The organism is Sandaracinobacteroides sp. A072, assembly GCF_052616365.1.
Window position 1 is genome coordinate 75,688 of the sequence record NZ_JBQXGU010000001.1, and the last position, 14,256, is coordinate 89,943.

The following is a 14,256-nucleotide window of genomic DNA, read 5'->3' on the forward strand; positions in this document are numbered from 1 at the left end:
TGACCGGCCCACGTCCTGAAATGCCCCCGCTCTATATACTTCCCTATATACCCCCGCGACGATCCGGACGCTTGGCGCGCGACGCGCCCTGTGGGAACCGGCCGGCATGACCCTTCTCGTGCCAGTGCTGGGGGACCAGCTGTCCCCCGATCTCGCCAGCCTGCGCGCCGCCGGGCGGGCGGGAACGGTCGTGCTGATGGCCGAAGTGGCCGCCGAAGCCGGCTATGCCCGCCACCATGTGCAGAAGCTGGCGCTGGTCTTTTCCGCGATGCGCCATTTCGCGGACGAACTGCGCGAAGCCGGCTGGCAGGTCGATTACCGACGCCTCGACGATCCGGAAACGCCCGCCAGCCTGACGGACGCCGTTGCTGACGCCGCCGCCCGCCATGGCGCCAGGCGTATTCTTGCCGTGCGCGCGGGCGAACATCGGGTGCGCGCGGCGCAGCATGGCTGGGCTGCGGCGGCCGGCATTCCGGCGGACCTGCTGGAGGATGACCGCTTCCTCGTGCCCGAGGCGGATTTCGCGGGCTGGGCCGAAGGCCGAAAGCGGCTGCGGATGGAGGATTTCTATCGCTGGCAGCGCAGCCGCACCGGCATATTGATGGACGGTGGCAAGCCGCTGGGCGGGCAGTGGAATTATGACCGCGAAAACCGCCGCGCCCTGCCGCGCGGGCTGAAGCCGCCGGCCGTGCCCGCTTGCCCGCCCGATTCCACCACCCGCGCGGTGATGGCGATGGTGGCGGCGCGCTTCCCCGACGGTTTCGGCAGGCTCGAGGGCTTCGGCTGGCCCGTCACCCGCGCTTCAGCGCTCGATGCGCTCGACCGCTTCGTGACAGAGCGGCTGGCCGGTTTCGGCGACTATCAGGACGCCCTTGCCGAGGGGGAGGAAACGCTGTTCCATTCCCTGCTTGCCCCGGCCATCAACCTCGGCCTGCTGTCCCCGCGCGAGGCGATCGACGCCGCGCTGGCGGCGCTGGAGCATGGCGCGCCCATCAATGCCGTCGAGGGGTTCATCCGCCAGATCCTCGGCTGGCGGGAATATGTGCGCGGCATCTACCTTCTGGAAGGGCCGGATTATGTGCGGCGCAATGCGCTGGGCGCGCACCGGCCGCTGCCCGGCTTCTACTGGCGGGGCGAAAGCGGCATGCGCTGCTTCGACGCCGCCTTCGGCCAGACCCGCGACCGCGCCTATGCCCATCATATCCAGCGGCTTATGGTGCTGGGCAATTTCGCCCTCCTGGCCGGCATCGACCCCTTCGAGGTGCATGAATGGTTCCTTGGCGTCTATGCCGATGCCTATGAATGGGTGGAGGCCCCCAATGTCATCGGCATGAGCCAGTTCGCCGATGGCGGGCTGCTCGGTTCCAAGCCCTATGCGGCGGGCGGGGCCTATCTGTCGCGCATGGGCAATCATTGCCGCGCCTGCCGCTATGACGTGAAGGCGAAGAGCGGGCCGGATGCCTGCCCCTTCAACTATCTCTACTGGGATTTCCTCGGCCGCAACGAAGAGCGGCTTTCGGGAAACCAGCGGCTGTGGCCGGTCTATCGCGCCTGGCGCGCCATGGCGCCCGGCCGCCGGGCCGAGGTGCAGGCCGACGCCGCGCGCTTTCTCGCAACAGTTTGTTGAACTGGCCCGGCTTTTACCATCCGCCCGGCTGTGGCAAGGGTCAGTGGCTGGCCCTGCCAGCAGGATGAGGGGCGCCCGCCATGACCGTTCAGCCAAGCCTTATGCCGATGGCGCCCATCGAGCCCTATGGCGTGCGCGGCACCGCCAGCGCGGATGGCGTGGCGAGCCTGCACCTCAGCCCCGGCCTTCGCAGCTGGCCGATACTCGATGCCGATGGCCGGCAGGTGGCGACCGCCCATGGCCTGCTTCTGGAAGGCTGGCTGGGGCCGGGCCTTGCGTGCGATGGCGGCAGCATCCGCGCCGATACCCTGTTCGCCGATCCCGAAAGCTTCGAGACCATGGTGGTGCGCGGGCTTGCCGGTTCGCTTTTGATCGAGACGCTTGGCGGGCCGCTCGGCCGCCGGCTCTATCCCGATTGCGGCGGCACCATTCCCGTCGTCCACTGCCCCGAAACCCGCGCCTTCGGCGGCTCGGCCGACCAGCTGTTCGATGATGCCGCCTACACCGAACGCCTGCTGCCGGGGCGGGTGGAAAGGCTGGTGATGGGCGAGGGGCGCGGCGGCTGGATCAGCGGCACGCTGACGGCGCACCGGGGCGTCTTTCGCCTGCTTCCCAACCATTATCTCGATCTCCGGCATTTCACCGCGCACCGCTTCTGGCCGGCGCCCGCCCTGCTGGCGGCGCCTGCGCCCGGCCTTGGCGCCGCCGCCGACAGCGTTGCCCGGCACATGGCGGGCTTTGCCGCCGCCGCCGCCAGCCAGTTCCGCATCGCCCTCGCGCTCACCGCCGGGCTCGACAGCCGGCTGGTGCTCGCCGCTTTCCGGGGCCACACCGAAAGGCTCAGCTGCTTCACCATCGACGACAGCGGCGCTGTCGACAGGGAAGTGGCGGCGCGTGTCTGCAAGGGGCTTGGAATCCGGCATCGGGGCCTGCCCGTCCTGCGCGCCAGCGAGGCGGAGCTGGCCCGCTGGGACCGCATGGTGGGCCAGGCGCTCAGGTCCAACAACCGCGAGGTGCATCCCACCATGAACGCGCTCGACGCCGACGTGGTGATGACCGGCCTTTTCGGCGAGCCGGCGCGCTGCTTCCTCTACGCCCATGACTGGCAGCAGGTGAACGCCATTCCAGCCGATGCGCTCAGCATCCTCGGGCGGCTGAAGCAACCCCGCGACGCGGAGCTTGAAGCGGATACGGATGCCTGGCTCGACCCGATCCGCCACCTGCCGCGCTCGACCGTCTTCGACCTTGCCTATCTGGAGCTGCGCATGGGCAGCTGGGCAATGGGGCAGGGCCCCATCCAGAAGGCGCGTATGTGGAGCCTGATGCCCTTTGCGCAATGGCCGGTGCAGGAAGCCTTCCTGACGCTGTCGCTTGCCGATCGCGGCTCGGAACGGCTGCTGCCGATGATCGGCGAGCGCATGTGGCCCGAAGCGATGCGCTTTCCCATCAACCGCTTCGGGGACTGGCGCGACCATGTCGGCCCCTTCGCCAGGCTGGCGCGGCCGGGGGCGGCGAAATCGCTCCAGCGCTACCTGAGAAAGCGCCTCGCGCGCTGAACCGTAAGGCCACGGCCCATCAGGTCCAGAGGCGCGCGAACCGGCCCGACAGGTGGACGAGCAGCTCATATTGCGACACGCCGGCCGCCTCTGACAGGGCTGGCAGGTCGAAGTCGAGCGCCAGCCAGTCGCCTTCGGCTACGTCATGACCGGTCATGTCCACGGCGATGAGATCCATCGAGATTCGCCCGGCCAGCGGCAGGCGATGGCCGTCGTGGCGGATTGCCAGATGCGCCTGCAGGCTGCGCGGCAGGCCGTCGGCATAGCCGATGTTGAGAACGGCGATGCGGCTGTCGCGCCCGGCTGTCCAGGTGCCGCCATAGCCCACCGTTTCCCCCGCAGGCACGCGGCGCACCTGCACCACACGGGCCTCGGGCGTCACCACCCGCTCAACGCGCGCCTGCGGGTGGGGCAGGCCGCCATAGAGGCCGAGGCCGGGGCGCACGGCATCGAAGCTGTAGTCGCGCCCCCAGCAGATGCCGGCCGAATTGGCGAGGGCATGGCGCGCGCCCGGCGTTGCCGCCACCACGGCCCGGAACCGGTCGAGCTGCCTTTCTGTGATCGGGTCTTCTGGAATGTCGGCCGAGGCGAGGTGGCTGTGCACGGTATCGAGCATCAGCCCGGCAGCGGCCGGAAGCTCCGCCGGGGCGAGGCCCAGCCGGTTCATGCCCGTATCGACCATCAGGTCGGCGGGCCGGCCGGGAAAGGCTGTGGCCCAGGCACTGCACTGGGCCAGTGTATCGAGCACCGGGCGCGCGGCGGGCAGGGCGGTGGCCGCCGCCGTGCAATCCGCGGTGAAGCCGTGCAGCACCAGAAGCGGCAGGTCCGCCCGCCGAAGCGCCCGCGCCAGCGCCAGCGCTTCGGCCCAGGTGGAAACCGCAAAGGCGGTGGCGCCCGCTGCTTCCAGCCGGCGCGTCACCTCTGCCGCGCCCAGCCCATAGCCATCGGCCTTCACGGCCGGAATCGCCGGCACCCCGGCCTTTTGCGCGAACCAGCGGTAATTGGCGGCCAGGGCATCGCCATCCAGCCGGAGGCGAAGGGCGGCGGGCGCGTCTGCTGTGATGTCGGATGGTGCGTGCATGGCCAGCTGGTTTTCGCCCACAGCGCGGCTACGCGCAACAGCTGAAAGCCGCGGCTACGCGCAACAGCTGAAAGGCGGGGCCGCGCCCCTTGACCATGATATTCCGGCGGGGCAGCACGCAAGAGCCGGTATCCATGGGACATTGTCGTGCCCTGCCGGCCTGTCCTGTGCGGAGTATGCGTATCCATGAGTGATTCCGGGGAAGAGGTCGACGGGCGAAAACGGCGGACGCTCCGCAGCCGGGACCGTGTGATCGAGGCCGCCTTGCGGCTGGCGGAACGCGGCAACCCGATGCCCAGCGCCGATGAACTGGCCGCCGCCGCCGGGATCGGCCGGCGCAGCCTCTTCCGGCTTTTCGGGGACATGGACGGTGTTTTCGCAGAGATCCACGCCCGGCTGCGCGCCCGGCTGCATCCGCCCCTCGCAACCCCGCTGGATGAGCCTGATCCGCGCCGCCGGGTCGAGCTGATGGTCGAACGGCGGACCCGGCTCTTCGAGGAGCTTCTGCCCTACATGAAGGCGTCCGACATGCGCGCCCGTTCGCCGTTCCTGCGCGCGGAAAGGGCCTGGGTGGATACCCGGCTGCGGACGATGCTGGAGCTTCAGCTTGCCGACTGGCTGAAGGCCGAGCCATGGCGCATCGATGCGCTCGACGCCATGCTCAGCCTCGACATGTGGCAGCGCATGCGCCACGCGCAGGGCATGTCAGCCCGGAAGTCGGCGGATATCATGCTGCGTTCGGCACTCGCCCTCGCCGCCTTCTGAGCGGCCGTTTCAGGTCTTCAAGATCAGTTGGCCAGGGTCGATCCGCCCCTGCGCCAGCGCCAGAAGCGCCGGGCGATGGGTGGAAAGAACAAGGCCCGTGCCTGTCCGGTCCAGCCATGTCGAGAGCCTCTGCACCAGCAAGGCTTCGGTTGCAGGGTCCAGCCCCTCGCTCGGTTCGTCCAGCAGCAGCCAGGGCCGGCCGGCAAGCAGGGCGCGGGCAAGGGCCAGTCGCTTGCGCTGCCCGCCCGAAAGACGCTCGGCGCCCTCGCCGATCCAGCTGTCGAGCCCGTGCGGAAGCGCACGGACCATTTCGTCCAGGCAGGCGGTTTCCAGTGCCTGCCACAGCTCGGCTTCCTCCAGCCCCGCCCGCGCAAGGCGCAGATTGTCGGCCAGCGTTCCGGCGATCAGCAACGGGTCTTGCGGGGCCAGGGCAAAAGTGCGGCGAAGCGTTTCGAAGGGCAGGGCGCGCACGTCCCTTCCATCGAGCAGCAGCGGCTGGGGGGCATCGTCCCTGAGGCCAGCCAGCGTTTCCAGAATCCGTGTCTTGCCACTGCCCGAGCGGCCAACCAGCGCCAGCCGTGCACCTGGCGCAAGCGCCGTGCCCGCGATGACGAGGCTGGCGCCGGTGACTTCCGGCGCGCCGGGCGCATTTTCGGCCGGCAGTGCATCCAGCTGTTCCAGCCGGGCAAGGCTTTCGCGGATGCCGGCATCCGCGATCCGCGCGCGGATCACCCCGGCCAGCGTTTCGGCGGCGGCTGCCACGGCCAGCATCGCCATGGCGATGGCGGGCGCCGGCCCACTGGCCGAAAGCGCGACAAGCGCGGCCAGAAGCGGCCCGGCGGCCACCAGCAGCCCGTTCACCACAGCCTCGCCCCGGGCCGCGCGCCGGCGGGCTTCGTCCATCCGCGCGGCAGCGGCGGCAAGGGCCGCGCCCACCTGCGGCGCCAGGCCATAGGCCGCGATTTCGGCGCTGGCCGAAAGCTGTTCGGCCACTTCCGCCTTGTAGTCCCCGGCCAGCCGCAGGGCTTCTGCCTGATGCCTGTCGGTCAGCCGGGCCGCCAGCCGCCCGGCCAGGAAGGGCAGCAGCATGAGGCCGCCGGCCGCGACCAGAGCCGGCCCCGGCCCGGCAAAGGCCGCTGCCGCAGTCGCGGCGCAGGCCGCCGCGACCGCCGCCGGCATTGCCGGCTGCCGCACGACGCTGTTTTCAAGCGCATCGACATCGGCGGTGAGGCGGGCGGCGAGGTCGCCGGCGCCGCTCCGGCCGGACCGGCGCGGATCCTGCGCCACCAGCAGGGCAACGAGATCGGCGCGAAGCCCGGCCAGCGCCCGCAGCGCCGCCCGGTGGGAAAACAGCCGTTCGAGATAGCGCCCCCCCGTGCGCAGGATGGCCGTCAGCCGGATGAGGGCGCTGGGCACCAGATAGTTGAAGCCGCGTGCTGCCGCCGGGCCGGCTGCACCTGCCAGCGCCGCCCCGGTCAGGAACCAGCCTGAAACCCCCATCAGGACAACGGCCGCCAGCGCGGCGACGATGGCGGCTGCGATGCCGGCCCTGAGCGCGGGGCGCTGGCCGGCGATGTGCTGGCGCAGACGGTCGGACAGGGGCGCGCAGCTCACAGCGCCACCCGCAATCCGGCGGCGCGCGCCAGGGCTTCGTCATGCGTGGCGACAATCACGGCCCGGTCCCGGGCAATGCTGCCGATGGTCGCGATCAGGGCGTCGGCCGTTTCCCGGTCGAGATCGGCTGTCGGCTCGTCGAGAAGCAGAAGCGGCCGGCCTGACAGCAGTGCGCGGGCCAGCCCGATGCGCCGCCGTTCGCCACCGGAAAGGCCGGCGCCGCGCCAGTCGATGGGAGCGGCCAGCCCGCCCGGCCGGCTTTCGAGCACCGGGCCGAGGCCTGCCGCGATGGCGGCGGCGCGGATATCGGCTTCGCCTGCACACGGGGCGGCAAGGGCGATGTTTTCGCCCAGCGTGCCGGCCAGGATCAGCGGCCGCTGCCCGGACCATGCGATGGCGGGTGCCACGCCGGCGGCCCAGTCGATGCGCCCCGCATCGGCTTTGCGAAGCCCGCCGATGGCGGCAAGCAGGGTCGATTTGCCGCTGCCCGTCGGCCCGGTCAGCGCCACAAGCCCTGTTTCGCCAAGCGCCAGGCTTGCCGGCCCGATTTCCGGCCCGTCCGGATAGCGGACAACAAGGCCCTGCACGCCGAGCCCGCTGAACCGGTCTCCGGCGGGCAGGGCGGGTGGGGCTTGCGGGAGCGCGCCCACAACCGCTTCCGCTGCCTCGCCCGTCTGCCGGTCATGATAGGCGGCCGCCAGGCGGCGCAGCGGCAGGTAGAATTCCGCCGCCATGGCCAGCGCGAAAAAGGCTTCGCCCAGTGTCATCGTTTCGGGTGCGGGGAAGGGCAGCAGCCCCAGCAGCGAAAAGCCGCAATAGACGGCGACGAGCGCGACGGCGATCGCCGCAAAGAATTCGATCAGCCCGCCGGACACGAAGGCGACCCTGAGCACCGCAAGCGTTCGTGTGGCCACTTCGTCGCCCGCCGTCGCCATCTGGCGGGCGATCCTGTCGCCGGCTCCGAAATGGCGGATTTCATCGAGGCTTCGCAGCCGGTCCAGGAACAGGCCGTTCAGCCGTGCAATCGCGCCCAGTTGCCGGTCTGCGGCGGCGCGCGCCGCCGTGCCGGCAAGCGCCATGCCGAAGCCGAAGGGAACAAGGGTGGCAACGAGGATCGCCGCCGCCACCGGGCTTGCCAGCGCCGTCAGCGCCGCCACCAGCAGCGGCCCGCCCACGGCCGCGACCCTGAGCGGCCGGTAGCGCGCATGATAGCCCTCCAGCGCTTCCACACTTTCGACCGCTGCGGCCACCGCCTCGCCCGAAAGCCGGTCGCGGGTCAGCCGGCTGGCGACGAGGCCCGGCAGCAGGCGCGTGCGCCAGCCATCCTTTGCTGCCAGGGCAGCGCCCAGCCCGGCATCGGCGGCCAGGCCCTGCGCCGCCGCCCGCGCCACGCCGGACAGGATGAGCAGAAGAACGCCCCAAGCCATGCCGCCGGAAGCGGACACAGCAGCCGGCATCGACCCTGCCGCCGCACCCGACACGATGAGCGCAAGCCCCGCGGCAAAGGCCGCCGCCGCCAGGGCATCGGCCAGCCACCAGCCTGCTGCCAGCCTGTGGGCGCCCGGCCTGTGAGAGCCCGGCCTATGGGAGCCAGGCGTATGGGAGCCATGCGGAGCGCTGCGCGTTTCTGTCACTTGTGGTTTGCCATCTGCTGTATTAGGATATTCGCATACACAGAAGTGACGAACGGGGCAAAGCCGCTATCGAGGTCTGCTCGCGTTCGCCCGCATACCGGCCATCTTCCCGGCCGGCAAACTGGGTGGTGCACGATGATAGACATGGCGGTTGTCGAGATGTCCCGGCTGCAGTTCGCACTGACGGCCATGTACCATTTCCTGTTCGTTCCGCTCACACTCGGGCTCTCCTTCATGCTTGTCATCATGGAGAGCATCTACGTGATGACGGGCAAGCAGGTCTGGCGCGACACGACGCGTTTCTGGGGCAAGCTCTTCGGAATCAATTTCGTCCTCGGTGTCGCCACCGGGATCACCATGGAGTTCCAGTTCGGAACGAACTGGTCCTATTTTTCGCATTATGTCGGCGACATCTTCGGCGCGCCGCTCGCCATCGAGGGGCTGATGGCCTTCTTCCTCGAGGCGACCTTCGTCGGCCTCATGTTCTTCGGCTGGGACAAGCTCTCGAAGCTCGGGCACCTCTTCGTCACCTTCATGGTGGCGATCGGCTCCAACCTTTCCGCGCTGTGGATCCTCGTTGCCAACGGCTGGATGCAAAACCCCGTCGGCTCCTTCTTCAACACCGACACCATGCGCATGGAAGTCACGGACTTCATGGCCGTCATCATGAACCCGGTGGCGCAGGCGAAGTTCGTGCACACCGTGTCCGCCGGCTATGTCACGGGCGCGGTCTTCGTGCTGGGCGTTTCGTCCTGGTATCTGCTGAAGGGCCGTTTCCTGCCGATCGCCCGGCGCGGCTTCGTGGTGGCGGCGGCCTTCGGCCTGGCCGCGTCCCTGTCGGTCGTCGTCCTGGGGGACGAATCGGGCTATGCCCTGACCGACAACCAGAAGATGAAGCTCGCCTCGCTGGAGGCGATGTGGGAAACCCATCCTGCGCCCGCAGGCCTCACCATCGTCGGCATCCCCGACATGGAAGAGCGCAAGACCCATTACGAGGTGCAGATCCCCTGGGTGCTCGGTCTCATCTCCACCCGCTCGCTCGATGGCGAAGTGACGGGCATCAACGACCTCGTCGAGACGGCGAAGGTGCGAATCCAGCGCGGCATCCTTGCCTATGACGCGCTCGAAACGCTGAAGGCTGACCGGGCGAACGTCGAGGCCCGCGCCCAGTTCGAGGAATATCGCGCCGACCTCGGCTATGCGCTGCTCCTGAAGCGCTTCATCGCCGAACCGCGCGCCGCCACGGCCGAACATGTCGAGCAGGCCGCATGGTCCACCGTGCCCGATGTGCCGGTGCTCTTCTGGGTGTTCCGCGGCATGGCCGGGATCGGCTTCTTCCTGATCGCCTTCTTCGGTGTCGCCTTCTGGTTCGCCTCCACCCGGAACTTCGGCCACCGCACCTTCCTGAAGGCGGCCGTGGTCGTGATGCCGCTGCCCTGGCTTGCGGCCGAAATGGGCTGGCTGCTCGCCGAATATGGCCGCCAGCCCTGGGCGGTGGAAGGCGCGCTGCCGACCTTCCTCGCCCCCTCCAGCCTCACCATGGGCCAGATCTGGACCACCATCATCGGCTTCACCCTGCTCTACGGCGTGCTCGCCGTGATCGAGGTGCGGCTGATGCTCGCCGCGATCCGGCACGGGCCGGATCACACGCCGCCTGCCCGCGATGCGGGCAGGCCAGATACCGGACCAGCTACCGGGCCCGCCACGGGCGGCATCGCGCCGCTTCCGGCCGAATGAGCGGACAGGGGAGAAAGACATGCCCATTCCCTTCGATTACGAGACCCTCCGCCTCATCTGGTGGCTGCTGCTCGGCGTCCTCCTGATCGGCTTCGCGCTGACGGACGGCTTCGACCTCGGCGTCGCCACTGTCCTGCCCTTCATTGCCCGCACGGACGAGGAACGACGGCTGGTCATCAACAGCATCGGGCCGACCTGGGAAGGAAACCAGGTGTGGTTCATCCTTGGCGGCGGCGCGATCTTCGCGGCCTGGCCCCATGTCTATGCCATCAGCTTCTCCGGCTTCTACCTGGCCATGTTCCTTGTCCTTTCGGCGCTGATCCTGCGGCCGGTGGGCTTCAAATACCGCTCCAAGCGGCCGGACCCGGCCTGGCGCAGCGCCTGGGACTGGGCGCTCTTCACCGGCGGTTTCGTGCCGGCGCTGGTGTTCGGCGTGGCGGTGGGCAATGTGCTCGCGGGCGTGCCCTTCCGGCTCGACAGCGACCTGCGCGCCTTCTGGGAAGGCGGGCTTCTCGATCTCTTCACGCCCTTCACCATCATTGCCGGCCTGCTTTCCGTCTCGATGATCGTGCTTCACGGCGCCGGCTGGCTCAGCCTCAAGATCGAGCATGGCCCGGTGCTGGACCGGGCCAAACGCTACGGGCTGGCGGCGGGCGTTGCCTCCATCCTGCTCTTCGCCCTTGGCTGGGCCTTCATGGCCTTCGGCGATTACGGCTTCCGCCTTGCCGGCCCAGCCGATCCCGGGGGGCCATCCAACCCGCTGCTCACGGGCGCGGTGATGGCGCCGGGCGCGTGGCTGAACAATTATGCCGCCCACCCATGGATGCTGATCGCCCCGGTCCTTGGCTTCGTCGGCCCGGCGCTGGCGCTCATGGGCATCGCCCGCCGCTCGGACATCGGGGTGTTCCTCGGCTCGTCGCTCGGGGTCATCGGCATCATCTCCACGGCGGGGCTCTCGATGTTTCCCTTCATCCTGCCCAGCACGCTCGACCCGGCCTCCAGCCTCACGGTCTGGAATGCCTCGTCCAGCCACCTGACGCTGTGGATCATGCTTCTGGCGACGCTGGTGCTGCTGCCGCTGGTGCTGCTCTACACGGCCTGGGTGTTCCGCGTGCTCTTCGGCCGCGTGACGACCGAAGACGTCCGCCGCTCCGCCGACTATTACTGAGGAGATGACGCGCCATGTGGTATTTCACCTGGATCCTGGGGCTGGGCCTCGCCGTGGTGCTCGGTGTCCTGAACGGAATGTGGCATGAATATCATGCCGATGACGGGGACGAATGGCCCTGAAACCTGGCCCCTTCAGGTGCGGACCGGCGCATCGGCCGGGCTGACGGGCCATCAAATCTGACCGGATTGACGGCAGGCCGCCAACACCGCCACCATTTCCCCCGCAAACGCCCCGCTATCCGGGGCCGTGAACCCCGAGGGAGGAATGGCGCATGACATACAGGCTGGTAGTCTACAGCAACCCGGCGGATGGCCGCGAAGACGAATATAACGACTGGTACACCAACATCCACCTGCCCGAGGTGTGTGCAGTGCCGGGCGTGAAATCGGCCACGCGCATCAAGCTGACGGCCCCGATGGGCCCCTGGGGCTCTGCCTTCCGCTATGCCGCCATCTACGAGGTGGACGCCGAAGACCCGACCACCGTGGTCAAGGAAATCGGCCGTCGCGTCGCCGGTGGCGAAATGCGCATGTCGGATTCGATGAACCCGGTCGCCGAAATGGCGCTGTTCGAGGATGTCGCCCACTTCCCCGCGAAGGGCTGACAGGAACTTCACGCCGTGGTGACGATGCCCCGGCCCTTCCACTGCGCGAGGGGCCGGGGCTTGCCATATCCAGCCATGGCCCACCGAAAGGAAGAATTGCATGAGCTTTCCGTTGCCGAACATCTCCACCGATCTCAGCGGCCAGGTCGCGATCGTCACAGGCGCATCCTCTGGCCTTGGCGCGCGCTTTGCCCGCGTGCTGGCCAGCGCCGGCGCCACCGTTGCCCTCACCGCCCGCCGGGTGGATCGGCTTGAAGCGCTGGCCGAAGAAATCCGCGCCGCCGGTGGCAAGGCCCGGGCTTTCGAGCTGGATGTCGCCAATGCCGATCAGCTGACGGCCCTGGTGCCGGCTGTCGAGGAAGCGCTCGGGCCTGTCACCATCCTCGTCAACAATGCCGGCATTCCGGATGCGCAGCGCGCCCACAAGATGCCGGTCGAGCTGATCGACCGCGTGCTCGACATCAATGTCCGTGCGCCCTTCATCCTCTCGTGCGAGGTGGCGCGCCGGCTGATCGAGCTGAAGAAGCCCGGCCGCATCGTCAACATCGCCTCGGCGGCGGCCTATTCCTATGATGGCCATGGCGCGGCCCTCTATTCCGTCTCCAAGGCGGCGGTCGTTCGGATGACGGAAACCCTTTCCGTCGAATGGTCGCGCAACTTCATCAACGTCAACGCCATTGCACCGGGCGCCTTCTCGTCCGAAATGCTGGAAGGCATGCTGGAGCGTGTCGGCCAGCAGATGATCGAGCGTTTCCCGCGCAAGCGCCTGGGCGATCCGGCCCAGCTCGACAGCGCGCTGCTGTTCCTCGTTGGCCCGGCGTCCGAATGTGTCACGGGCACCTGTGTGCGCGTGGATGACGGCCAGGGCGCCAAATAAGCCCCGGGCAACAGCCTTGCCTGCGGGTGGGCGGCGCCTTCGGGGTGCCGCCCGCCCGCGCAGCCGGTCTCAGCCGGTCAGTCCGGCCTTTGCCGGCCAGTAGCGGTCCCTGATCAGTCGCTTGTAGAGCTTGCCATTGTCGAGCCTCGGCAGGGCCGGGTCGAAATCGACCGAGCGCGGGCATTTCACATGGCTGATGTGCGCCTTGCAGAAGGCGGTCAGCTCGTCCGCGAAGGCGGGTGTCGCGTCCGCCATGTCCATCGGCTGGACCACGGCTTTCACCTGCTCGCCGAAATCCGGGTCGGGCACGCCGATGACCGCTGCATCGGCAACCTTCGGGTGGGTGATCAGCAGGTTCTCGACTTCCTGCGGATAGATGTTGACCCCGCCCGAGATGATCATGTGGCTCTTGCGATCGGTCAGGAACAGATAGCCGTCCGCGTCCACATAGCCGACATCGCCAAGCGTCGACCATGACGGATGCTTCGGGTTGCGGCTGTCCTTGGTCTTTTCCGGGTCACCCAGATACTGGAAATCCCAGCCGCCCTCGAAATAGACGATCCCCTGCTCGCCGGCCGGCAGTTCGTCGCCGGCGTCATCGCAGATGTGCAGCGTGCCCCAGCCGGCCTTGCCGACCGATCCGGGCTTCTGCAGCCATTCCGCCGAGGTGATGCCCGTCGATCCATTGCCTTCGGAGCCGCCATAATATTCGAAGAGGATCGGCCCCATCCATTCGATCATGGCGCGCTTCACCGGCACCGGGCATGGCGCCGCCGCATGGATGACATGGCGCAGCGACGACAGGTCGTGGCGCCGCCGCGTCGCTTCCGGCAGCTTCAGAAGTCGCACGAACATGGTGGGCACCATCTGCGTCATCGTCACGCGGTGGCGTTCGATGGCCATGAGCGCTTCTTCAGGCTCGAACTTCGGCATCTGCACCACGGTTGCGCCAAGCCGGTGGCAAGCGGTTGAATAGGCCAGCGGCGCGGTGTGATAAAGCGGTGCTGGCGACAGATAGACGTCGTCCGGGCCAAGGCCGTAGCGGGCGGAGATCTGGTCGGACAGCTGGTGCGGGGCCGTCACTTCGCCTTCCGGCAGCGGCAGGCGAATGCCCTTCGGCCGCCCGGTCGTGCCGCTCGAATAGACCATGTGGAAACCGGGCGACTCATCGCCGATCGGCCCGGCGGGCTGGCGCGCCAGCGCGGCGCGCCATTCCTCGACAGTAAGGATGGCAAGGCCCGTGCGCCGCGCCAGCCCGGCAAGGCCGGCAATGGCGGGCGAGGCGACGAGCAGCTTCGCGCCCGAATTTTCGAGGATGTAGTCCGCTTCGGCCGCAGTCAGCGCCGTGGCGACCGGCGTGATGTAGAGGCCCGCGCGCTGGCCCGCCCAATAGACTTCGAACACTTCGGGGCAGTTGGGCAGCCAGAAGGCGATGCTGTCGCCCCGGCCGATGCCCAGCGACCGCATGAGGTGGGCGCCGCGATTGGCGCGGTCTTCCAGTTCGGCATAGCTGAGGCCCGGCGCGCCGTCGCTCATCACGACGGCGGGCTTGTCCGGGCTGGTGCGGGCGTGGAGGCGCGGGTGGCTCAT

At 68.7% G+C, this 14,256-nt stretch carries 13 protein-coding genes; 9 read left to right on the forward strand and 4 right to left on the reverse strand.

The genetic code is table 11. The annotated features are described in order from the left end of the window. The first annotated feature begins 106 nt into the window (after positions 1 to 106). Positions 107 to 1,627, forward strand: a complete 1,521-nt coding sequence (locus tag ACUJ46_RS00375) for a cryptochrome/photolyase family protein (RefSeq protein ID WP_445388475.1) — start codon at positions 107 to 109, stop codon at positions 1,625 to 1,627. 80 nt (positions 1,628 to 1,707) lie between these two features. Then, positions 1,708 to 3,183, forward strand: a complete 1,476-nt coding sequence (locus ACUJ46_RS00380) for a hypothetical protein (RefSeq protein ID WP_445388476.1) — start codon at positions 1,708 to 1,710, stop codon at positions 3,181 to 3,183. A 19-nt stretch (positions 3,184 to 3,202) separates the two neighbouring features. Here the strand turns inward: ACUJ46_RS00380 and alr are convergent, their stop codons facing one another. Further along, positions 3,203 to 4,264, reverse strand: coding sequence for an alanine racemase (alr, locus tag ACUJ46_RS00385; protein ID WP_445388477.1), 1,062 nt, complete (start codon positions 4,262 to 4,264; stop codon positions 3,203 to 3,205). A gap of 186 nt (positions 4,265 to 4,450) precedes the next feature. On the opposite strand from alr, the gene ACUJ46_RS00390 reads away from it, so the two are divergent. Next, positions 4,451 to 5,029 carry a TetR/AcrR family transcriptional regulator gene (locus ACUJ46_RS00390; RefSeq protein WP_445388478.1) on the forward strand — a complete coding sequence of 193 codons (579 nt, stop codon included), beginning with the start codon at positions 4,451 to 4,453 and terminating at the stop codon, positions 5,027 to 5,029. Between the two features lie 9 nt (positions 5,030 to 5,038). Here the strand turns inward: ACUJ46_RS00390 and ACUJ46_RS00395 are convergent, their stop codons facing one another. Then, a complete protein-coding gene (locus tag ACUJ46_RS00395; protein WP_445388479.1) occupies positions 5,039 to 6,643 on the reverse strand; it encodes an ATP-binding cassette domain-containing protein in 1,605 nt (534 codons plus the stop codon). Beyond that, positions 6,640 to 8,070 (reverse strand): ATP-binding cassette domain-containing protein, encoded by a 1,431-nt coding sequence (locus ACUJ46_RS00400; protein WP_445388480.1) that lies wholly within the window; start codon positions 8,068 to 8,070, stop codon positions 6,640 to 6,642. Before ACUJ46_RS00400 ends, ACUJ46_RS00395 begins: the two co-directional genes overlap by 4 nt. Between ACUJ46_RS00400 and ACUJ46_RS00405 the strand changes: the two genes are divergently transcribed. From ACUJ46_RS00405 to ACUJ46_RS00430, 6 genes are all read left to right on the forward strand, one after another. Further along, on the forward strand, positions 8,069 to 8,215 hold the full coding sequence (locus ACUJ46_RS00405) for a hypothetical protein (protein WP_445388481.1): 147 nt from the start codon (positions 8,069 to 8,071) through the stop codon (positions 8,213 to 8,215). The two genes, ACUJ46_RS00400 and ACUJ46_RS00405, sit on opposite strands and share 2 nt — an antisense overlap. 200 nt (positions 8,216 to 8,415) lie before the next feature. Beyond that, entirely contained in the window at positions 8,416 to 10,014 is a 1,599-nt protein-coding gene (locus ACUJ46_RS00410) for a cytochrome ubiquinol oxidase subunit I (RefSeq protein ID WP_445389500.1), read from the forward strand. Between the two features lie 19 nt (positions 10,015 to 10,033). Then, on the forward strand, positions 10,034 to 11,182 hold the full coding sequence (gene cydB, locus ACUJ46_RS00415) for a cytochrome d ubiquinol oxidase subunit II (RefSeq protein WP_445388482.1): 1,149 nt from the start codon (positions 10,034 to 10,036) through the stop codon (positions 11,180 to 11,182). A gap of 14 nt (positions 11,183 to 11,196) precedes the next feature. Then, positions 11,197 to 11,304: a cytochrome bd-I oxidase subunit CydX gene (cydX, locus tag ACUJ46_RS00420; RefSeq protein WP_445388483.1), complete on the forward strand. Its 108-nt coding sequence runs from the start codon at positions 11,197 to 11,199 to the stop codon at positions 11,302 to 11,304. A gap of 152 nt (positions 11,305 to 11,456) precedes the next feature. Continuing rightward, positions 11,457 to 11,789: a hypothetical protein gene (locus ACUJ46_RS00425; RefSeq protein WP_445388484.1), complete on the forward strand. Its 333-nt coding sequence runs from the start codon at positions 11,457 to 11,459 to the stop codon at positions 11,787 to 11,789. Positions 11,790 to 11,889: 100 nt separating this feature from the next. After that, on the forward strand, positions 11,890 to 12,666 hold the full coding sequence (locus ACUJ46_RS00430; protein ID WP_445388485.1) for an SDR family NAD(P)-dependent oxidoreductase: 777 nt from the start codon (positions 11,890 to 11,892) through the stop codon (positions 12,664 to 12,666). Between the two features lie 69 nt (positions 12,667 to 12,735). On the opposite strand, the gene ACUJ46_RS00435 is transcribed toward ACUJ46_RS00430, so the two are convergent. Further along, positions 12,736 to 14,256, reverse strand: a complete 1,521-nt coding sequence (locus ACUJ46_RS00435) for an acyl-CoA synthetase (RefSeq protein WP_445388486.1) — start codon at positions 14,254 to 14,256, stop codon at positions 12,736 to 12,738.

Coding starts and splice junctions, on each gene's coding strand:
- ACUJ46_RS00400 (WP_445388480.1), bottom strand. CDS start 8,070: ATGGCTTGGGGCGTTCTTCTGCTCATCCTGTCCGGCGTGGCGCGGGCG.
- alr (WP_445388477.1), bottom strand. CDS start 4,264: ATGCACGCACCATCCGACATCACAGCAGACGCGCCCGCCGCCCTTCGC.
- ACUJ46_RS00375 (WP_445388475.1), top strand. CDS start 107: ATGACCCTTCTCGTGCCAGTGCTGGGGGACCAGCTGTCCCCCGATCTC.
- ACUJ46_RS00405 (WP_445388481.1), top strand. CDS start 8,069: ATGCCGCCGGAAGCGGACACAGCAGCCGGCATCGACCCTGCCGCCGCA.
- cydB (WP_445388482.1), top strand. CDS start 10,034: ATGCCCATTCCCTTCGATTACGAGACCCTCCGCCTCATCTGGTGGCTG.
- ACUJ46_RS00380 (WP_445388476.1), top strand. CDS start 1,708: ATGACCGTTCAGCCAAGCCTTATGCCGATGGCGCCCATCGAGCCCTAT.
- cydX (WP_445388483.1), top strand. CDS start 11,197: ATGTGGTATTTCACCTGGATCCTGGGGCTGGGCCTCGCCGTGGTGCTC.
- ACUJ46_RS00435 (WP_445388486.1), bottom strand. CDS start 14,256: ATGAGCCACCCGCGCCTCCACGCCCGCACCAGCCCGGACAAGCCCGCC.
- ACUJ46_RS00390 (WP_445388478.1), top strand. CDS start 4,451: ATGAGTGATTCCGGGGAAGAGGTCGACGGGCGAAAACGGCGGACGCTC.
- ACUJ46_RS00425 (WP_445388484.1), top strand. CDS start 11,457: ATGACATACAGGCTGGTAGTCTACAGCAACCCGGCGGATGGCCGCGAA.
- ACUJ46_RS00430 (WP_445388485.1), top strand. CDS start 11,890: ATGAGCTTTCCGTTGCCGAACATCTCCACCGATCTCAGCGGCCAGGTC.